The following is a 17,680-nucleotide window of genomic DNA, read 5'->3' as shown; positions in this document are numbered from 1 at the left end:
TGATAGCCGCCGATCCGAACCACTGAAAATTTATCCAGCGTTTTTTGCGCCCGACCATTCATGATCAGCACCGAACTCAAAACCACGATCCAGGGCGCCTACTCGCGTTTTCTCGAAGCCAAGAGCCTCAAGCCGCGATATGGCCAACGCCTGATGATTGCCGAAGTGGCAAAGGTCCTCGGTGACATCGACACCGACGACGAAGGCCGGCGCAGTGGCGAGCCTGCGGTGGTGGCGGTGGAGGCCGGCACCGGTACCGGCAAGACCGTGGCTTATAGCCTGGCGGCCATTCCCACTGCCAAGGCCGCCGGCAAGCGCCTGGTGATCGCCACGGCCACCATCGCTCTGCAAGAGCAGATCGTCTACAAGGACCTGCCCGACCTGATGCGCAACAGCGGGCTGAACTTCACGTTCGCCCTGGCCAAGGGCCGTGGGCGCTACATGTGCCTGTCCAAGCTCGACATGCTGCTCCAGGAGGGGCACGCGCAGACCGCCACCGCGCAGTTGTTCGAAGAGGAAGGCTTCAAGATCGAGGTCGATGAAGCCAGCCAGAAGCTGTTCACCAGCATGATCGAGAAACTGGCCGGCAATAAGTGGGACGGCGACCGGGACAGCTGGTCCACGGCCCTGGAAGACGCCGACTGGTCCCGCCTGACCACCGATCACAGCCAGTGCACCAACCGTCATTGCCCGAACTTCGGCCAGTGCGCCTTCTACAAGGCCCGCGAAGGCATGGGCAAGGTCGACGTGATCGTTACCAACCACGACATGGTCCTGGCCGACCTGGCCCTGGGCGGTGGCGCGGTGCTGCCAGACCCGCGTGACACGATCTACGTGTTCGACGAAGGCCATCATCTGCCGGACAAGGCCATCGGCCATTTCGCCCATTACACGCGCCTGCGTTCCACTGCCGACTGGCTGGAAACCACCGCCAAGAACCTCACGAAACTGTTGGCCCAGCATCCGCTGCCGGGTGACTTGGGCAAGTTCATCGAGCAGGTGCCCGAGCTTGCGCGCGAGATCAAGACGAACCAGCAATTCATGTTCACCGCGTGCGAGCAGGTGGCCGACTTCAAGCCCGGCGAAGATGTCGAGGGCCGCGAGCGACCGCGGCATCGTTTTGTCGGCGGGGTCATTCCCGAGTACATGCGTGAAATGGGCATCGAGCTGAAGAAAGGCTTTGCGCGCCTGACCGACCTGTTTACGCGCCTGACCGATCTGCTCAAGGAAGGCATGGATGGCGAGGTCAATATTGGCATTGCCAGCAACCAGGCCGAGGAATGGTATCCCTTGTTCGGCAGCCTGCTGTCTCGCTCGCAGGGCAACTGGGAGCTGTGGACGGCCTTTACCGTCGAAGATCCGGAAGACAACCCGCCGATGGCGCGTTGGCTGACCCTGGCAGAAAGCGGTTCGCTGTTCGACATCGAGGTCAATGCCAGCCCGATCCTGGCGGCGGACATGCTGCGACGCAACCTGTGGAATGTTGCCTACGGTGCGCTGGTGACCTCCGCCACGCTCACCGCCCTGGGCACGTTCGACCGTTTCCGCATGCGCGCCGGCCTGCCGAAAAAAGCCGTGACCGCCGTGGTCCCGAGCCCCTTCCATCATGCCGACGCTGGTGTGCTGCGGGTGCCGGACCTCAAGGCCGATCCACGGGACGCCCCCGCCCACACCGCCGCGATCATCCGCGACCTGCCGGAGCTGGTGGAGGGTTCGAGAGGCACGCTGGTGCTGTTTTCCTCGCGCAAACAGATGCAGGACGTGTTCGATGGGCTTGACCGTGACTGGCGCAAGCAAGTGTTCATCCAGGGCAACCTGTCGAAGCAGGAAACCTTGAACAAGCACAAGGCGCGGGTCGATGGCGGGGATTCCAGCGTGCTGTTCGGCCTGGCCAGTTTTGCCGAAGGCGTCGACTTGCCGGGTGCCTACTGCGAGCACGTGGTGATCGCCAAGATCCCGTTCTCGGTCCCGGACGATCCGGTGGAAGCGGCACTGGCCGAATGGATCGAAGCGAGGGGCGGCAATCCGTTCATGGAGATTTCCGTGCCGGACGCGTCGCTGAAACTCGTCCAGGCCTGCGGTCGCTTGCTGCGTACCGAGGAAGACCGCGGCACCATCACGCTGCTCGACCGCAGATTGGTGACCCAGCGCTACGGTAAAGCCATCCTCAATGCGCTGCCGCCGTTTCGGCGGGAGATTTCCTAGCCACAACCAACCGTCTCACGGCGGTTCCCAAAACCCTCAATGGCTGAAACAATGCCAGCCACCTGAAAAAGTGTTTGTTTCAAGGGAGTTGCGGGTGCAAATTCAAGGTCATTACGAGCTTCAGTTCGAGGCGGTGCGTGAAGCGTTCGCGTCGTTGTTCGATGATGCCCAGGAGCGCGGCGCGGCGTTGTGCATTCAAGTGGGCGGCCGCACGGTCATCGATATCTGGGCTGGCACGGCTGATAAAGATGGCAGTGAAGCCTGGCACAGCGACACCCTCGCCAACCTGTTTTCCTGCACCAAGACCTTCGCTGCCGTGACGGCCCTGCAACTGGTGGCGGAGGGCAAGCTGCAGCTGGACGCCCCGGTCGCTCGCTATTGGCCTGAATTTGCGGCCGCCGGCAAGGAATCCATCACCCTGCGACAGTTGCTCTGCCATCAGGCCGGGTTACCGGCGCTTAGAGAGTTGATGGCTCCTGAAGCACTTTACGACTGGCAAGCCATGGTCGACGCCTTGGCGGCTGAAGCGCCTTGGTGGACGCCCGGCGAGGGGCACGGTTATGCCGCGATCACCTACGGCTGGTTGGTCGGCGAATTGCTGCGAAGGGCCGACGGCCGGGGTCCGGGTGAGTCCATCGTCGCCCGGGTCGCAAAACCGCTGGGCCTGGACTTCCATGTCGGCTTGGCCGACGACGAATTTTATCGCGTGGCGCATATCGCCAGGGGCAAAGGCAATGTCGGCGATGCCGCGGCCCAGCGCCTGCTGCAGGTGACGATGCGCGAACCGACGGCCATGACCACTCGGGCGTTCACCAATCCGCCGTCGATCATGACCAGCACCAACAAACCCGAGTGGCGACGCATGCAGCAGCCGGCCGCCAACGGCCACGGCAACGCGCGCAGCCTCGCCGGGTTCTACGCCGGCCTGCTCGATGGCAGCCTGCTGGAGGGCGAGATGCTCGACGAGCTGACGCGCCAGCACAGCTTCGGCGAAGACAAGACGCTGCTGACCCAGACCCGTTTCGGCCTGGGTTGCATGCTTGACCAGCCGGAGGTGCCTAACGCGACCTACGGCCTCGGGCCACGGGCGTTTGGTCATCCAGGGGCAGGGGGCTCCATCGGTTTTGCCGATCCGGAGCATGACGTCGCGTTTGGTTTCGTGACCAACACACTTGGGCCCTACGTCTTGATGGACCCGCGTGCGCAGAAGCTTGCGAGGGTGCTTGCCACTTGTCTATAAAACGCCCTTGCAGGTAGCAGGGACAGGAACCTCATGTCCTTTTCAGTTTCAAAGCGTCTGTTTATGCGGCCGGAACATGGCCTTTGTTTTTTCATTTTGATCATTTTGTGGATATCCAATGTCATCGAATAAAACCCTCGCTCTGGCGCTGTGCTTCGCTATCACCGGTTGCGCACAAAACCCACAAAATGATGCCGAAGGCGGCAGCGGTTGGTGGCCGTTCGGTTCGTCCGACAAGGTTGCAGCTAAAGAACCGGCTCCAGCGGCACCCTTGAAGCCTGCCGCAGCAGCACCGCAAGCCAAGGCCGAAAGTGCCGGTGGCACGCATTGGTGGTGGCCATTCTCCTCCGACGACGCCGCTGATAACGTCGCCCAAAAAGATCCGGTGAAGCCTGAAGCCAAACCTGAAGCCAAGGCGCCGGCGACCGTTGCCAAGGCCGATGCCGAAAGTAACGGCAAATGGTGGTGGCCATTCGGTGGCAAGGACCAGGAGACCGCCAAGGCGGTGCCGATGCCCGACCCGAAAGTCACCCAGGCCTGGCTCGACGACTATGAGCCGAAGCTGCGTACCGCCATCCAGGACAGCAAGCTTGAACTGGAGCGCCGCGATAACGTGCTGGTCGTCACCGCCCCCGTCGACGGCTCGTTCAACCCGGATCGGCCCGCCATGCTGCTGCCGGTGACACTTGGCCCGTTTACCCGCGTCGCCAAGATTCTCGAAGCCGATCCGAAAACCGCCGTGCTGATCCTCGGCCATGCCGATACGTCGGGCGCGGCACCGGCCAATCAGAAGCTCAGCCAGGAGCGTGCCCAATCCGTGGCGGCGATCTTCCGGCTCAGTGGCTTGCAGCGTGATCGCCTGATGCTGCGCGGCATGGGCTCGGTTGCTCCCCGTGCAGCCAACGATAGCGTAGAAGGCCGGGCCTTGAACCGTCGTGTGGAGTTGCTGGTCACGCCGGCAAACACGATGGTTGCGCTGTTGAGCAAATACAACATGCCGGCCCCTGCACCGGTGACTCTGGTGGCAGCCCAGGACGTCAAGCCTGCGGCCCCGGCTCCTGCGACGAAAAAAGCCGCAGCCCCGGCAGCCAAGAAAGCCGCGGCCAAGAAGGCTCCCGCCAAGGCCCCTGCGAAGAAGACCCCGGCCAAGAAAACCACGCCAGCGAAGAAACCGGAACCGGCCAAGGCCGCTGCCGATGGGAAAAAAGTCGCTGCCGCCGATACGTCCAAAAAACAGTGATGGGCTGATCACAAGGAGCGCGCCATGACCCAAACGCTGGCTGATATGCGCCGTGACTACACCCGCGATGGCCTGACCGAGGCACAAGCTCCGGCCGAGCCGTTCGCGCTGTTCCACCAGTGGTTCGCCGACGCGGTGAAAACCGAACAGGCTCCGGTGGAGGCCAACGCCATGACCTTGGCGACGGTGGATGCGGACGGTCGGCCGCACTGCCGGATCCTGCTCCTCAAGGGACTGGATGCCCAGGGTTTCACCTTCTTCACCAACTACGACAGCGCGAAGGGCCAGCACTTGGCGGCGAATCCTTACGCGGCCATGACTTTTTTCTGGCCTACCCTGGAGCGCCAGGTGCGTATCGAGGGCAAAGTCCTGAAGGTCACGGCGCAGGAGTCGGACGCCTACTATCAGGTGCGGCCGCTGGGCAGCCGTCTCGGTGCCTGGGCCTCACCCCAGAGCCGGGTGATCGCCGGACGTAGGGAGCTGGAAGATCTGCTGAAAGCCACCGAACAGCGTTTCAGCGACAGCCAACCTCATTGCCCCGAGCATTGGGGCGGCTATCGCCTGTTGCCTGAGCGCATCGAATACTGGCAGGGACGGCCGAGCCGTCTTCATGATCGTCTCAACTATCGTCTGCAGGGCGGGGATTGGGTTCTCGAGCGTTTGGCGCCTTGACTTCGGGATAAGCTGCCGCAGCGGCTTGAAGCCATTGCGGCAGGTCCCGGCGCTTGATGCCTTGTTCGCGGGCACGGGCCAGTTGTTTCAGCATGTGAGTTTTCTTCTGCTCATCCTGTCCCGCCAATGACAACGCCAAGTCACGGTCCATCCAGCGTTTGATGCGTACGTACAGCCACCAATGGAAGTACAGGCCCGCCACGGTGGTAGCGACTATGATGAAATAATCCATGGAAATCCCTGGGTCGGTGACGCGGACTTTTGAAATGAGCGCTACTGTGTGGTGAATTTTTTCCGGTGCGCCTGTATCCCACCTGAATGAAAACAAATTTTCCCTGGCGAGGCCGTGACAGGCGTCAAGCCGGGGAGTTTAATGGATCCCTGTCTTTTGGAGTTGATGCTATGCGTAAGTCTGTTTTGCTGGTTGCTTCCTTTTCCACGATGGCGATGTTGCTCACTGGCTGTCAGTCGAGCCTGACCGGTGACTCCTACTCCCGTGACGAAGCGCGTCGCGTCCAGACGATTCGCATGGGTACCATCGAATCCCTGCGTCCGGTCAAGATCGAAGGCACCAAGACCCCGATCGGCGGTGCAGCCGGTGCGGTGGTGGGTGGTGTGGGTGGCAGCGCCATCGGCGGTGGCCGTGGCAGCATCGTCGCCGCTGTGATCGGCGCCGTGGCTGGCGGCTTGCTCGGTTCTGCTACTGAAGAAGGCCTGACCCGCACCCAGGGTGTTGAAATCACTGTTCGTGAGGACGATGGCAGCATGCGTGCCTATGTGCAGCAGGTTCAGGAGAACGAGGTGTTCCGTGTGGGTGAGCGGGTTCGTATTTCTACTGTCGGTGGTACGAGTCGCGTATCGCACTAAGCAGTTTTTGATTCGTGGGGCTGTATCTGTCCTTCGAGCGGTGGGCATATCCGTTTCTTTGGTAATGGCCACTTATGGTTCCGCTCTTACAGCGGGTCACTTTTGAACAGCGCAAAAGTAACCAAAACGCTTTTGCCCCACCACTTGGTGCCTCGCCTAGGCTCGGCATGCCTGAACGAAGGCATTGCTCCGTGGGCCGCGAAGGGCCATGGATGGCCCTTCGCGGCGGCCCACGGAGCAATGCCGGAGTGAGGGCACACCGAGCCCAGGCGAGGTGCCGAGTGGTGGGCAGAGCGTTTTTGGTTACTTTTGGCGCTCTTCCAAAAGTGACTCGCCGTCAGGGCGAAACCCTAAGTGGCCATTACCGCAGCAACGGATATACACACCAACCGCCCGAAACAAAGCGGCCGTTACCGCAGCAACAGATACACACACCATCAAGAAGGCCGCAAAACAGCCTTACGACTGGCCATCGCCGTCACCCCATAGCCAATCACCGCCGCCAGAATCGACCCCGTCAGAATCCCCATCCGATCCATGCCGGCATACTCGCTCACACTCGGATCGAACGCCAGGGAGCCGACAAACAGGCTCATGGTGAAACCGATGCCGCAGAGAATCGCCACGCCCAATATCTGCCCCCAATTGGCCCCGGCGGGAAGGCTGGCGATGCCGATTTTCACCGCCAGCCACGTCAGGCCGAACACGCCGACAGTCTTGCCCAGCAACAGGCCGACCGCGATGCCCATCGGTACGTGATGAGTGAAACTCTCGACCGTGACGCCGCTCAGGGACAAGCCGGCGTTGGCGAATGCGAACAGCGGCAAGATACCGTAGGCCACCCAGGGATGCAGCGCGTGTTCCAGCGTCAGCAGGGGTGACGTTTCGGCGTTCCTGGTGCGCAGTGGAATGCAGAACGCCAAGGTCACGCCCGCCAATGTGGCGTGGACACCGCTCTTGAGCACACAGATCCATAGAATCAGCCCGACCACCATGTAGGGCCCGAGCTTGACGACGCCCATCCGGTTCATCGCCACCAGCCCGGCGATGCAGGCGGCTGCCAGTCCCAGTGACAAGGTCGACAGATCACCAGAGTAGAAGATAGCGATGATGACGATGGCGCCCAGGTCGTCGATGATCGCCAGGGTCATCAGGAACAGCTTGAGCGACACCGGCACCCGCTTGCCGAGCAAGGCCAGCACGCCGAGGGCGAAGGCGATGTCGGTCGCCGTCGGAATCGCCCAGCCCGCGAGGGCGGCCGGGTTGTCGCGGTTGAGAAACCAATAGATCAACGCTGGTATTAGCATGCCGCCAATCGCCGCCGCGCCAGGCAAGACAATTTGTGAAGGCTTCGACAATTGCCCGTCCAGTACCTCACGTTTGACCTCGAGGCCGATGAGCAAGAAGAACAGCGCCATCAGGCCGTCGTTGATCCACAGCAGCGCCGGTTTCGCAATTTTCAGCGCCCCGACCTGAGCCACCACGGGCGTGTCCAGGAAATCTGTATAGAGCCACGACAGTGGCGAGTTATTCAGTATCAGGGCTAGCACGGCAGCGGCGATCAAAAGCAAGCCGCCGGCGGCTTCCAACTGAAGAAAACGGGTCAAAGCGCTACGGATAGGCAAGGTAGCTCTCCATTATTTGAATCAAAAAGATGGCACACCCTAACCCGTACCGTTAGTTGTTAAAACAAAAGTTATATTCTTTTTTGTTATATGTCGTTACAGGCTCTCGCCAGGCTGTCGGGCAGTTATGCGGCATATTGGACCTTAGCTGTACCTGTGCGAGATGTCGGTTTTTTCCTAAGCTTGCGTCACGTATTTCCGAAACCAGGCCGTGTATGCGGGGCCGTCAGGTTCGCTCGCGTCGAACCGATCCAGTGAGAACACACCATGAATGACCCTCGCCAGTGGGCGCGCGAAGCCATCCGCATCATCGAGGCGGATTTCCAGCGCAGTGCCGACACGCATTTGATTCCACTGCAACTGCCGGGACTGCCGGGCATCGAGCTGTATTTCAAGGACGAATCCAGCCACCCTACCGGCAGCCTCAAGCATCGACTGGCCCGTTCCCTGTTTCTCTACGCGTTGTGCAACGGCTGGCTCAAGCCGGGCGCGCCGGTGATCGAGGCCTCCAGCGGCTCGACGGCGATTTCGGAGGCTTACTTTGCCCGCTTGCTGGGCCTGCCGTTCATTGCGGTGATGCCGGCAACTACCTCCAGGGAAAAAATCGCACAGATTGCCTTCTATGGTGGCAAGAGCCATCTGGTGGACGATCCTACGCAGATCTACGCCGAATCCGAACGCCTGGCCCGCGAGCATGACGGACATTTCATCGACCAGTTCACCTACGCCGAGCGCGCCACGGACTGGCGCGCCAACAACAATATCGCCGAGTCGATCTTCCAGCAGATGCGCTTCGAGCGGCATCCGGAGCCTGCTTGGCTGGTTTCCAGCCCTGGGACGGGCGGTACGACGGCGACCCTCGGGCGCTATGTCCGTTATCGCCAGCACTGTACCCGCGTGCTGTGTGCCGACGCCGAGCGTTCGGTATTCTTCGACTACTACCGCAGCGGCAACGCCGACCTGCGCCTGGATTGCGGTTCGCGGATCGAAGGCATCGGCCGGCCACGGGTCGAGGCGTCGTTCCTGCCCAAGGTCATCGATGCGATGGTCAAGGTGCCGGACGCCTTGTCCCTCGCGGCCATGCATTACCTGGCCCAGCGGTTGGGGCGACGGGTCGGCGGATCCAGCGGCACCAACCTGATCGGCGCGTTGATTGCCGCGAAGCGAATGGCAGACGCCGGCGAGTCGGGGTCGATCGTGGCGATTCTATGTGATGGCGGGGAGCGCTATGCCACGACGTATTACGACTCGGCCTGGCTCGAGGCTCAGGGGTATGAATTGAGTGGATTGATCGATGCCGTGGCGGCATGTGCGGAGCGGGGAGAGGCGTTGCCGGAAAGTGTGTTGCGAGCTGATATCTGAATTTTCGATAAGACGAATTTCCTGGGGAGTGAGCAAGCTCGCCCCCCAGCAAACTTGGTCAGGCTTTCAGGCCAAGTACATCCCGCGCCACCGCTTCGGCAATCCGGATACCGTCCACGCCCGCTGACAGGATCCCGCCCGCATAACCGGCCCCTTCGCCTGCCGGGAACAGACCCTTGACGTTCAGGCTCTGCAGCGTTTCGTCGCGGGTGATGCGCAGCGGCGACGAGGTGCGAGTCTCGATGCCGGTGAGCACGGCGTCGTGCAACGAATAGCCGCGGATCTGTTTTTCGAATGCCGGCAGGGCTTCGCGGATGGCTTCGATGGCGAAGTCCGGCAGGGCCAAAGCCAGATCACCCAGGGACACCCCCGGCTTGTAGGAAGGTTCGACGCTGCCCAGTGCGGTGGACGGCTTGCCAGCGATGAAGTCACCCACCAGTTGCGCGGGGGCTTCGTAATTGCTGCCGCCGAGCACGAAGGCATGGGATTCCAGGCGTTCTTGCAACTCGATGCCCGCCAGCGGTCCGCCCGGGTAGTCCACTTCCGGGGTGATGCCGACGACGATGCCGGAGTTGGCGTTGCGCTCGTTGCGTGAGTATTGGCTCATGCCGTTGGTCACGACGCGGTTCGGCTCGGAAGTCGCCGCCACCACGGTGCCGCCCGGGCACATGCAGAAGCTGTACACCGAGCGACCGTTCTTGGCGTGGTGCACCAGTTTATAGTCGGCGGCGCCGAGTTTCGGATGGCCAGCGTATTTGCCCAGGCGCGCGCTGTCGATCAGCGATTGCGGGTGTTCGATGCGGAAACCCACCGAGAACGGCTTGGCTTCCATGTACACGCCACGGTTGTGGAGCATACGGAACGTGTCCCGGGCGCTGTGGCCGAGGGCGAGGATCACGTGTTTCGAATGGATCTGCTCACCGCTGGCCAGCTCGACGCCAACCAGCTGACCATCCTCGATCAACACATCGGTGACCCGCTGGCCAAAGCGCACTTCGCCGCCCAAGGCGCGAATCTGCTCACGCATGGTTTCAACCACGCCGGTCAGGCGGAACGTGCCGATGTGCGGCTTGCTGACGTAGAGGATTTCTTCCGGTGCGCCGGCCTTGACGAATTCGTGCAGGACCTTGCGCCCAAGGAATTTCGGGTCCTTGATCTGGCTGTAGAGCTTGCCGTCGGAGAAGGTCCCCGCGCCGCCTTCGCCGAACTGCACGTTGGACTCGGGGTTGAGCACGCTTTTGCGCCACAGGCCCCAGGTGTCCTTGGTGCGCTGGCGCACTTCCGGGCCACGCTCGAGGATGATCGGCTTGAAGCCCATCTGTGCGAGCAACAGGGCGGCGAAGATCCCGCACGGCCCGAAGCCGACCACGATCGGCCGCTCGCTCAGGTCGGCCGGTGCCTGGCCAACGACTTTGTAACTGACATCCGGCGCTTCGTTGACGTTCCGGTCATCGGCGAACTTGCGCAGCAGGCTGGCTTCATCGCGCACCGCCAGGTCGATGGTGTAGATGAAGCACAGCTCAGAGGATTTCTTGCGTGCGTCGTAGCTGCGCTTGAACAAGGTGAAGTCGAGCAGGTCATCGCTGGCGATGCCCAGGCGTTGCACGATGGCAGGGCGCAGGTCTTCTTCGGGATGGTCGATCGGCAGCTTGAGTTCGGTGATTCGTAACATGGCGTGATCCGGTTCGCGGGGTGCACAACTGCACCAGGGCGTGAACCGGCGATTATAAGCCAAAAGCTGCGAATCAGTCGTCGCGCGCACCACCGAAGTAGGCGCAGCCGCGCTGGACCTGGCCGTTGACCCGCAACTCGGCGCTCATGTGCTGCACGCTGCCGCTGGCGCTGTCGACACAGCGTGCCGGTGTCACCCAGAGCTCGACTTTCTCGCCGTTGGCCTCGGTGCCAAGGTTGAAGCGGCCGTCGCCCAGTTGCTCCTCGACATAAGGCACCGCCAGTGGAGGCTTACCGACGCGATCCAGCACCAGGCCCTTGCCGCTGGCCGTGAGGGTCCATTCCGGACTGTGGCCCACTGCGCGCAGAATCACCCGTTTGAAGTCAGCGTTATCGCAAGCTGTTCCCGAAGGTTCCAGGCGATAGAGCTGCTCGACGTCCAACTGGCTGTCGGTACCGGCCGCCGCGCTGGAAACGATGCGGCCGCGCACATCGGCAAATAGCTTGCCGCGATCATCCGCCAGGGTGGCAGCTTGTTGCAGCACGCTCGTCCCGCCGGCGTCGTTGACGATATAACGCCGTTGCTCCTGGCACGGCTGGAACACCAGCTTGCCGTCGGCCGCCGTCAGCTCGCCCTGCATGCGCACCTGTCCGACATGGGACGCACTCTGGCGCGGAGCGTCGAGCAATTGGCAACCGGCGAACAGCGGGAGCAGGGCAATACACAACAGGGAACGAACGGCACGCATCATTGGGTCTCCAGACAAGTGCCGCCACGTTACTCAGACTATTCTTTCACCACAACCCATGGAACGAAGTTACAGATCAGTCGTGTGGCTTCTGCAACATTCCGTGCTATCTCAAAAACCAAGGCGCTGGGTGGGGGCTGTAGTCTTGGGCAAGTTCAAATTGCAGGTGATCGCATGAAGAAGGCGCAACAGGCGTTGTTCGTAGCATTAGGAATGGCGGCGGCTTTGCAGTGCCTGGCGGCCGATATCAATTTCTCGTCCGCTACGGACTTTACGACAATGAATCTGAGGATCGAGCAAGTGGGCGACCCCAAGCCAGACTTCGTAACGCTTGATGTCACGCTTAGCCCGGACGCGCAACGCCGCATGGCACAGGTTTCGCGCGAGGAAATGAACAAGCCCTTGCGCCTGTTTATCAACGGGATTCTGGTGAGCACCCCGACCGTAAGATCGGTAATCGACGGTGTTGGCATGCAGATAGCCGTGCCAAGTGACGTTGCCCGTTCGTTGATCCCGACGTTGTTGGAACCTTTGGCGCCCTGATGAAGCACTGGGCGCCGCTAGGTATCCTATCCTTCAGCCCACGTGAAACGTCTGGCCAGTTTGCAGGCCTTCGACACTCTTGGCGTAGGCCAGCGCCACATCCGCCGCAGGAACCGGCTTGTAGCCACGGAAGTACGGGGCATATTTGTCCATGGCTTCGAGCAGCACCTTCGGGCTCACCGAGTTGACTCGAATGCCCCGAGGCAACTCGATTGCCGCGGCGCGCACAAAACTGTCCAGGGCGCCGTTGACCAGGGCCGCTGAAGCACCGCTCTTGATCGGATCGTGGCTGAGCACGCCGGTGGTGAAGGTGAAGGACGCTCCGTCGTTAGCGAATTCGCGGCCGATTAGCAAAAGATTCACCTGGCCCATCAGCTTGTCCTTCAAACCGAGGGCGAAGCTTTCTTCGGTCATGTCGTCCAAGGACGCGAAGGTGACGTTGCCCGCTGCGCAAACCAGCGCATCGAAACGCCCGGTCTTAGCAAACAGGGCGCGAATCGAGGCGCTGTCGCTGATATCCACCTGCAAGTCACCGCTGTGGCGGCCGATCCGAACGATTTCGTGGCGGGGCGACAGTTCGTTATCGATGGCTGAACCGATGGTGCCGCTGGCGCCGATCAACAGGATTTTCATGGGCTGTTTCCTCAATGGGTTGAACGAGGTTGCAGTCTAGGATGGATTTTCTCGTAGATAAGCGTGCTAATAGGAAACCTTTGGTTTTCAATTGGAAACAATCCAATGAGCGAGATAGACGATCTTGCGGCATTTGCCGTACTCGTCGAGGCCGGGAGTTTTACCTTGGCGGCGCAGCAGTTGGGGTGCAGCAAAGGCCAACTGTCCAAGCGCATCAGCCTTTTGGAAGAACGGTTTTCGGTGCTCTTGCTCCAGCGCACGACCCGTCGCTTGAGCCTCACGGCGGCGGGGGCGGCGCTGCTGCCCCAGGCCCAGGCATTGCTGGTCCAAGTGGAAAGGGCGCGTCAGGCATTGGCCCGCTTGAAAGGCGAAATCTCCGGGCCGGTGCGTATGACGGTTCCGGTCTCGCTGGGGGAAACCTTCTTTGAAGGCCTGCTGACGGAGTTCGCCCATGCGTACCCCGACGTGCAGATCGAGCTGGAGCTCTACAACGGCTATCGTGACCTGTCTCGCGATGGCTTCGACCTGGCGATTCGCTCGGATGCCTCTATCGATGAGCGGCTGGTGGCCCGCCCGCTGCTGGCCTGGCATGAAATGACCTGCGCCAGCCCGGCCTACCTGGAGCGTTATGGCGAGCCCGAGGCGCCCCGGGCCCTGGCCGAGCACAAGTGCTTGCTCAACAGCCATTACAGCGGCCGGGAGGAATGGCTGTATCACCAGCAGCACGAACTGCTGCGGGTGCGGGTGTCCGGGCCGTTTGCCAGCAACCACTACAGCCTGTTGAAAAAAGCCGCCCTGGCCGGGGCAGGAATCGCGCGATTGCCGTCGTATTTGCTCAACGAGGAACTGGCTGATGGACGCCTGCGCTGGTTGCTGCGCGATTTTCAGACCCGCCGGATGCCGATGTACCTGGTGCATCCGTATCAGGGCGGGTTGCCCAAGCGTACGCAGGTGCTGGCTGATTATCTGATTGATTGGTTCAAGCGCAGTGGGGAGGCGTTGGATCGGTTGTAGCCGGTCCCTGTGGCGAGGGAGCTACGTCCAACATCCGAGCAAAAAAACGGCCCGAAGGCCGTTTTTCTTGTAGCGACAGACTCAACCGCCCAAATACGCCTCGCGCACTTTGGGATCGGTCAGCAGCGCTTCACCGCTGCCCTGCATCACGACGCGGCCGTTCTCCAGCACATACGCCCGGTCGGCGATTTTCAGCGCCTGGTTGGCGTTCTGCTCCACCAGGAACACCGTCACGCCATCCTTGCGCAGCTGTTCGATGATGTCGAAGATCTGCTGGATGATGATCGGCGCCAGGCCCAGTGAGGGCTCGTCGAGCAACAGCAGCTTGGGCTTGCTCATCAGCGCACGGCCGATGGCGAGCATTTGCTGTTCGCCGCCGGACATGGTGCCGCCGCGCTGGGTAAAGCGCTCTTTCAGGCGTGGGAAAAGGTGCAGCACCTTGTCCATCTGTTCCTGGAAGTCGCCTTTGTCGGTGAAGAATCCGCCCATGGCGAGGTTCTCTTCCACGGTCAGCCGGGCGAACACCCGACGGCCTTCCGGCACCACGGCGATGCTCTTGCGCATGATCTGCGCCGAGTCCTGGCCCACCAGTTCCTCCCCCATGTAACGGATACTGCCGCTGTGGGCCTGGGGCGAACCGCAAAGCGTCATCAGCAGGGTGGATTTACCGGCACCGTTGGCGCCGATCAGCGTGACGATTTCGCCCTGGCGAACTTCGACGTTGACGCTGTGCAGGGCCTGGATCTTGCCGTAGAAGGTGGAAACGTTTTCGAATTGCAGCATTTACGCTTCCCCCAGGTAGGCTTTGATCACTTCAGGATTGTCGCGGATCTGTTCCGGCGTACCGTCTGCCAGGGGCGTGCCCTGGTTGATCACGACGATGTGGTCGGAAATGCTCATGACCAGCTTCATGTCGTGCTCGATCAGCAGCACGGTGACGTTGTGCTCCTCGCGCAGCACGCTGATCAGCGCCTTCAGGTCTTCGGTTTCCTTCGGGTTCAGGCCGGCGGCCGGTTCGTCGAGCATGAGGATCCGCGGGCGGGTCATCATGCAGCGGGCGATTTCCAGGCGCCGTTGCTGACCGTAGGCCAGGGTCCCGGCGGTACGGTTGGCGAACTCGGTGAGGTTGACCTTGTCCAGCCAGTACTCGGCGTACTCCATGGCCTCGCGTTCGCTCTTGCGGAACGCCGGGGTCTTGAACAGGCCGGCAAAGAAGTTGGTGTTCAGGTGACGATGCTGGGCGATCAGCAGGTTCTCGACCGCCGTCATGTCCTTGAACAGCCGCACGTTCTGGAAGGTCCGCACCACGCCCTTGCGAGCGATGTGGTGGCCGGGCAGGCCCTGGATCGGCTCGCCGTCCAGCAGGATGGTGCCGCCGGTAGGCTGGTAGAAGCCGGTCAGGCAGTTGAACACAGTGGTCTTGCCCGCGCCGTTCGGCCCGATCAAGGCAACCACTTGTTTCTCTTGCACGGTCAGGGCCACGCCGTTGACCGCCAGCAAACCGCCGAAGCGCATGCTCAGATTTTCGACTTTCAGGATCTCGCGGCTCATTTGCGCAGCTCCATGTGCGGACGTTGCATAGGCAGCAGACCTTGAGGACGCCAGATCATCATCAGCACCATCAAGGCGCCGAACATCAACATGCGGTATTCGCTGAATTCACGCATCATTTCGGGAAGCAGGATCATCACGATCGCCGCCAGGATCACGCCCAGCTGCGAGCCCATCCCGCCCAGCACGACGATGGCGAGGATGATTGCCGACTCGATGAAGGTGAAGGATTCGGGCGTCACCAGGCCCTGGCGAGCGGCGAAGAAGCTGCCGGCAAAACCGGCAAACGCAGCGCCGAGGGTGAAGGCCGACAGCTTGATCACGGTCGGGTTGAGACCCAGCGCACGGCAGGCGATTTCGTCTTCGCGCAACGCTTCCCACGCACGGCCGATCGGCATGCGCAGCAGGCGATTGATGACGAACAACGCGGCCAGGGCCAGCAGCAACGCCACCAGGTAGAGGAAGATTACCTTGTTGATCGAGTTGTATGGCAGGCCAAAGTACTCGTGGAAGGTCTGCAGGCCTTCGGCGGCTTTACGCTCGAAGGTCAGGCCGAAGAACGTCGGCTTCTCGATGTTGCTGATGCCGTTCGGACCACCGGTGATGTCGGTCAGGTTGCGCAGGAACAGACGGATGATCTCGCCAAAACCCAGGGTCACGATTGCCAGGTAGTCGCCGCGCAAGCGCAGGACCGGGAAGCCCAGCAGGAAACCGAAGGTGGCGGCCATCATCCCGGCGATCGGCAGGCAGATCCAGAAACTCAGGCCGAAGTAATGGGACAGCAGCGCGTAGCTGTAGGCGCCGACGGCATAGAAACCGACGTAGCCCAAGTCCAGCAGGCCGGCCAGGCCTACGACGATGTTCAGGCCGAGGCCGAGCATCACGTAGATCAGGATCAGCGTGGCGATGTCCACCGCACCGCGCGAACCGAAGAACGGCCACACCAATGCCACGACGACCAGGCCCAGGACGATCCAGCGTTGGGTCGACGGCAGGGTCAGGAAGTTGCTGGCCTTGGGCGGGATCACCGGCAGGCCGGGCGAAGCTTTCCAGGCGGCGCTGATCTGCGTGCTGAACAACACCCGCAGGAACATCAGGACGGAACACACGGCGATGGTCGCCAGGATGGCCGGGCTGGTGCCGTGCACTTCCAGGTTAATGCCGACGATGGTCAGTTTGAGACCGAGTACCGGGTAGGCCACGGCCCAGACCAGCAGGGCGCTGAAGAGCGCCGATTTGAGATGCCTAGTCATACTTTCTCAACCTCCGGGCGGCCCAGGATGCCGGTCGGCCGGAATAACAGAACCAGAACCAACAAGCCGAACGCTACGACGTCCTTGTACTGGTCGCCGAAGATGTCGGCGCCAAAGGCTTCCGCCACGCCCAGCACCAGCCCGCCGAGCATCGCGCCGGGAATGCTGCCGATGCCGCCCAGTACCGCGGCGGTGAAGGCTTTCAGGCCCACGAGGAAACCGGCGTTGGGGTTGATCACGCCGTATTGCATGCTCAGCAGCACCGCGGCGATGGCCGCCAGGGCGGCACCGATGACGAAAGTCAGGGCGATGATGTTGTTGGTGTTGATGCCCAGCAGGTTGGCCATCTTGATGTCCTCGGCGCAGGCACGGCAGGCGCGGCCCAGGCGGGAACGGGAGATGAACAGCGTCAGGCCGAGCATGGCGACCAGGGTCACCACGAACACCACGATTTGCATGTAGGAAATCAGCACTTCATGTGCCCCGCCTGGCCCGATGGCAAAGTTGCCCGGGATCAGGTTGGGAATGGATTTGTCCTTGGAGTCTTGCGAAAGCAGTACCGTGTTCTGCAGGAAGATCGACATACCGATGGCGGAAATCAACGGAATCAGACGGTTGCTGCCGCGCAACGGACGATAGGCAATCCGCTCGATGCTGTAGCCATAGGAACTGGTGACCACGATGCTCGCGATGAAAGCCGCGGTCATCAACAGCGGGACACTGTCGAGTCCCATCATGGCCAGCCCGGCGATGGCGATGAACGCCACGTAGGAGCCAATCATGTACACCTCGCCGTGGGCGAAGTTGATCATTCCAATGATGCCGTAGACCATCGTATAGCCGATGGCGATCAGGGCATACGTGCTGCCAACGGTCAGGCCGTTAACCAGCTGCTGGAAGAAGTGATAGATGTCAGGCATTACAGCGCTCCTAAAAACCTGATACGCATTTCACTGGTGGAGTCCTTTTCCCGCCCGGGCCCCGTGGATCTTCATCCACTTCGAACACGAGGTTTGCCAGCGAACCGCTGATGACGGTTTTGAGATTTTCAGGTG

The 17,680-nt window shown here is 61.4% G+C and carries 17 protein-coding genes; 8 read left to right on the top strand and 9 right to left on the bottom strand.

The window, feature by feature from the left end; translation table 11 throughout:
- Positions 1-60 precede the first annotated feature (60 nt).
- The 4 genes from dinG to pdxH all read left to right on the top strand — a co-directional run bounded on the left by dinG (position 61) and on the right by pdxH (position 5,357).
- On the top strand, positions 61-2,205 hold the full coding sequence (gene dinG / locus J3P82_RS20085; RefSeq protein ID WP_434558368.1) for an ATP-dependent DNA helicase DinG: 2,145 nt from the start codon (positions 61-63) through the stop codon (positions 2,203-2,205).
- 94 nt (positions 2,206-2,299) lie between these two features.
- The gene (locus tag J3P82_RS20080; protein WP_434558367.1) at positions 2,300-3,445 is read left to right on the top strand and encodes a serine hydrolase domain-containing protein; all 1,146 of its coding nucleotides are present in this window, start codon (positions 2,300-2,302) and stop codon (positions 3,443-3,445) included.
- Positions 3,446-3,563: 118 nt separating this feature from the next.
- Positions 3,564-4,685, top strand: coding sequence for an OmpA family protein (locus J3P82_RS20075; RefSeq protein ID WP_434558366.1), 1,122 nt, complete (start codon positions 3,564-3,566; stop codon positions 4,683-4,685).
- A gap of 24 nt (positions 4,686-4,709) precedes the next feature.
- A complete protein-coding gene (gene pdxH / locus J3P82_RS20070; protein WP_434558365.1) occupies positions 4,710-5,357 on the top strand; it encodes a pyridoxamine 5'-phosphate oxidase in 648 nt (215 codons plus the stop codon).
- Here pdxH and J3P82_RS20065 read toward each other — a convergent pair.
- Positions 5,305-5,589 (bottom strand): hypothetical protein, encoded by a 285-nt coding sequence (locus J3P82_RS20065; protein WP_434558364.1) that lies wholly within the window; start codon positions 5,587-5,589, stop codon positions 5,305-5,307. The genes pdxH and J3P82_RS20065 overlap by 53 nt on opposite strands.
- Before the next feature lie 170 nt (positions 5,590-5,759).
- On the opposite strand from J3P82_RS20065, the gene J3P82_RS20060 reads away from it, so the two are divergent.
- Complete coding sequence (locus tag J3P82_RS20060) at positions 5,760-6,224, top strand: glycine zipper 2TM domain-containing protein (protein WP_186615330.1); 465 nt, start codon at positions 5,760-5,762, stop codon at positions 6,222-6,224.
- 437 nt (positions 6,225-6,661) lie between these two features.
- On the opposite strand, the gene nhaA is transcribed toward J3P82_RS20060, so the two are convergent.
- Positions 6,662-7,849 carry a Na+/H+ antiporter NhaA gene (gene nhaA, locus J3P82_RS20055; protein ID WP_434558363.1) on the bottom strand — a complete coding sequence of 396 codons (1,188 nt, stop codon included), beginning with the start codon at positions 7,847-7,849 and terminating at the stop codon, positions 6,662-6,664.
- Positions 7,850-8,116: 267 nt separating this feature from the next.
- On the opposite strand from nhaA, the gene J3P82_RS20050 reads away from it, so the two are divergent.
- Entirely contained in the window at positions 8,117-9,211 is a 1,095-nt protein-coding gene (locus J3P82_RS20050; RefSeq protein WP_434558362.1) for a PLP-dependent cysteine synthase family protein, read from the top strand.
- Between the two features lie 58 nt (positions 9,212-9,269).
- Here the strand turns inward: J3P82_RS20050 and J3P82_RS20045 are convergent, their stop codons facing one another.
- Complete coding sequence (locus tag J3P82_RS20045; protein WP_434558361.1) at positions 9,270-10,883, bottom strand: NAD(P)/FAD-dependent oxidoreductase; 1,614 nt, start codon at positions 10,881-10,883, stop codon at positions 9,270-9,272.
- Positions 10,884-10,956: 73 nt separating this feature from the next.
- Positions 10,957-11,631, bottom strand: a complete 675-nt coding sequence (locus J3P82_RS20040) for a COG3650 family protein (protein ID WP_434563911.1) — start codon at positions 11,629-11,631, stop codon at positions 10,957-10,959.
- 174 nt (positions 11,632-11,805) lie between these two features.
- Between J3P82_RS20040 and J3P82_RS20035 the strand changes: the two genes are divergently transcribed.
- A complete protein-coding gene (locus J3P82_RS20035) occupies positions 11,806-12,174 on the top strand; it encodes a hypothetical protein (protein WP_434558360.1) in 369 nt (122 codons plus the stop codon).
- A gap of 33 nt (positions 12,175-12,207) precedes the next feature.
- Here the strand turns inward: J3P82_RS20035 and J3P82_RS20030 are convergent, their stop codons facing one another.
- Entirely contained in the window at positions 12,208-12,807 is a 600-nt protein-coding gene (locus J3P82_RS20030; protein ID WP_434558359.1) for a short chain dehydrogenase, read from the bottom strand.
- 105 nt (positions 12,808-12,912) lie between these two features.
- On the opposite strand from J3P82_RS20030, the gene J3P82_RS20025 reads away from it, so the two are divergent.
- A complete protein-coding gene (locus J3P82_RS20025) occupies positions 12,913-13,821 on the top strand; it encodes a LysR family transcriptional regulator (RefSeq protein ID WP_434558358.1) in 909 nt (302 codons plus the stop codon).
- An 81-nt stretch (positions 13,822-13,902) separates the two neighbouring features.
- Here the strand turns inward: J3P82_RS20025 and J3P82_RS20020 are convergent, their stop codons facing one another.
- The 4 genes from J3P82_RS20020 to livH are packed head-to-tail and all read right to left on the bottom strand — an operon-like array spanning position 13,903 to position 17,545.
- Positions 13,903-14,604 (bottom strand): ABC transporter ATP-binding protein, encoded by a 702-nt coding sequence (locus J3P82_RS20020; RefSeq protein WP_434558357.1) that lies wholly within the window; start codon positions 14,602-14,604, stop codon positions 13,903-13,905.
- Complete coding sequence (livG, locus tag J3P82_RS20015) at positions 14,605-15,372, bottom strand: high-affinity branched-chain amino acid ABC transporter ATP-binding protein LivG (protein WP_434558356.1); 768 nt, start codon at positions 15,370-15,372, stop codon at positions 14,605-14,607.
- Positions 15,369-16,625 (bottom strand): high-affinity branched-chain amino acid ABC transporter permease LivM, encoded by a 1,257-nt coding sequence (locus tag J3P82_RS20010; protein WP_434558355.1) that lies wholly within the window; start codon positions 16,623-16,625, stop codon positions 15,369-15,371. Before J3P82_RS20010 ends, livG begins: the two co-directional genes overlap by 4 nt.
- Positions 16,622-17,545, bottom strand: a complete 924-nt coding sequence (gene livH, locus J3P82_RS20005; protein ID WP_014336891.1) for a high-affinity branched-chain amino acid ABC transporter permease LivH — start codon at positions 17,543-17,545, stop codon at positions 16,622-16,624. The genes J3P82_RS20010 and livH overlap by 4 nt, the downstream gene beginning before the upstream one ends.
- Between the last annotated feature and the right edge of the window lie 135 nt (positions 17,546-17,680).

The organism is Pseudomonas sp. Z4-20 (genome assembly GCF_051131955.1).
Taxonomy (GTDB): Bacteria; Pseudomonadota; Gammaproteobacteria; order Pseudomonadales; family Pseudomonadaceae; genus Aquipseudomonas; species Aquipseudomonas marvdashtae.
This window is presented reverse-complemented; position numbering and strand designations above follow the sequence as displayed.

Bases quoted from the DNA above. Each gene is read 5' to 3' on its own strand.
- dinG (WP_434558368.1), top strand. From the start codon at position 61: ATGATCAGCACCGAACTCAAAACCACGATCCAGGGCGCCTACTCGCGT.
- J3P82_RS20075 (WP_434558366.1), top strand. From the start codon at position 3,564: ATGTCATCGAATAAAACCCTCGCTCTGGCGCTGTGCTTCGCTATCACC.
- pdxH (WP_434558365.1), top strand. From the start codon at position 4,710: ATGACCCAAACGCTGGCTGATATGCGCCGTGACTACACCCGCGATGGC.
- J3P82_RS20065 (WP_434558364.1), bottom strand. From the start codon at position 5,589: ATGGATTATTTCATCATAGTCGCTACCACCGTGGCGGGCCTGTACTTC.
- J3P82_RS20060 (WP_186615330.1), top strand. From the start codon at position 5,760: ATGCGTAAGTCTGTTTTGCTGGTTGCTTCCTTTTCCACGATGGCGATG.
- J3P82_RS20050 (WP_434558362.1), top strand. From the start codon at position 8,117: ATGAATGACCCTCGCCAGTGGGCGCGCGAAGCCATCCGCATCATCGAG.
- J3P82_RS20045 (WP_434558361.1), bottom strand. From the start codon at position 10,883: ATGTTACGAATCACCGAACTCAAGCTGCCGATCGACCATCCCGAAGAA.
- J3P82_RS20040 (WP_434563911.1), bottom strand. From the start codon at position 11,631: ATGCGTGCCGTTCGTTCCCTGTTGTGTATTGCCCTGCTCCCGCTGTTC.
- J3P82_RS20035 (WP_434558360.1), top strand. From the start codon at position 11,806: ATGAAGAAGGCGCAACAGGCGTTGTTCGTAGCATTAGGAATGGCGGCG.
- J3P82_RS20030 (WP_434558359.1), bottom strand. From the start codon at position 12,807: ATGAAAATCCTGTTGATCGGCGCCAGCGGCACCATCGGTTCAGCCATC.
- J3P82_RS20025 (WP_434558358.1), top strand. From the start codon at position 12,913: ATGAGCGAGATAGACGATCTTGCGGCATTTGCCGTACTCGTCGAGGCC.
- J3P82_RS20020 (WP_434558357.1), bottom strand. From the start codon at position 14,604: ATGCTGCAATTCGAAAACGTTTCCACCTTCTACGGCAAGATCCAGGCC.
- livG (WP_434558356.1), bottom strand. From the start codon at position 15,372: ATGAGCCGCGAGATCCTGAAAGTCGAAAATCTGAGCATGCGCTTCGGC.
- J3P82_RS20010 (WP_434558355.1), bottom strand. From the start codon at position 16,625: ATGACTAGGCATCTCAAATCGGCGCTCTTCAGCGCCCTGCTGGTCTGG.
- livH (WP_014336891.1), bottom strand. From the start codon at position 17,545: ATGCCTGACATCTATCACTTCTTCCAGCAGCTGGTTAACGGCCTGACC.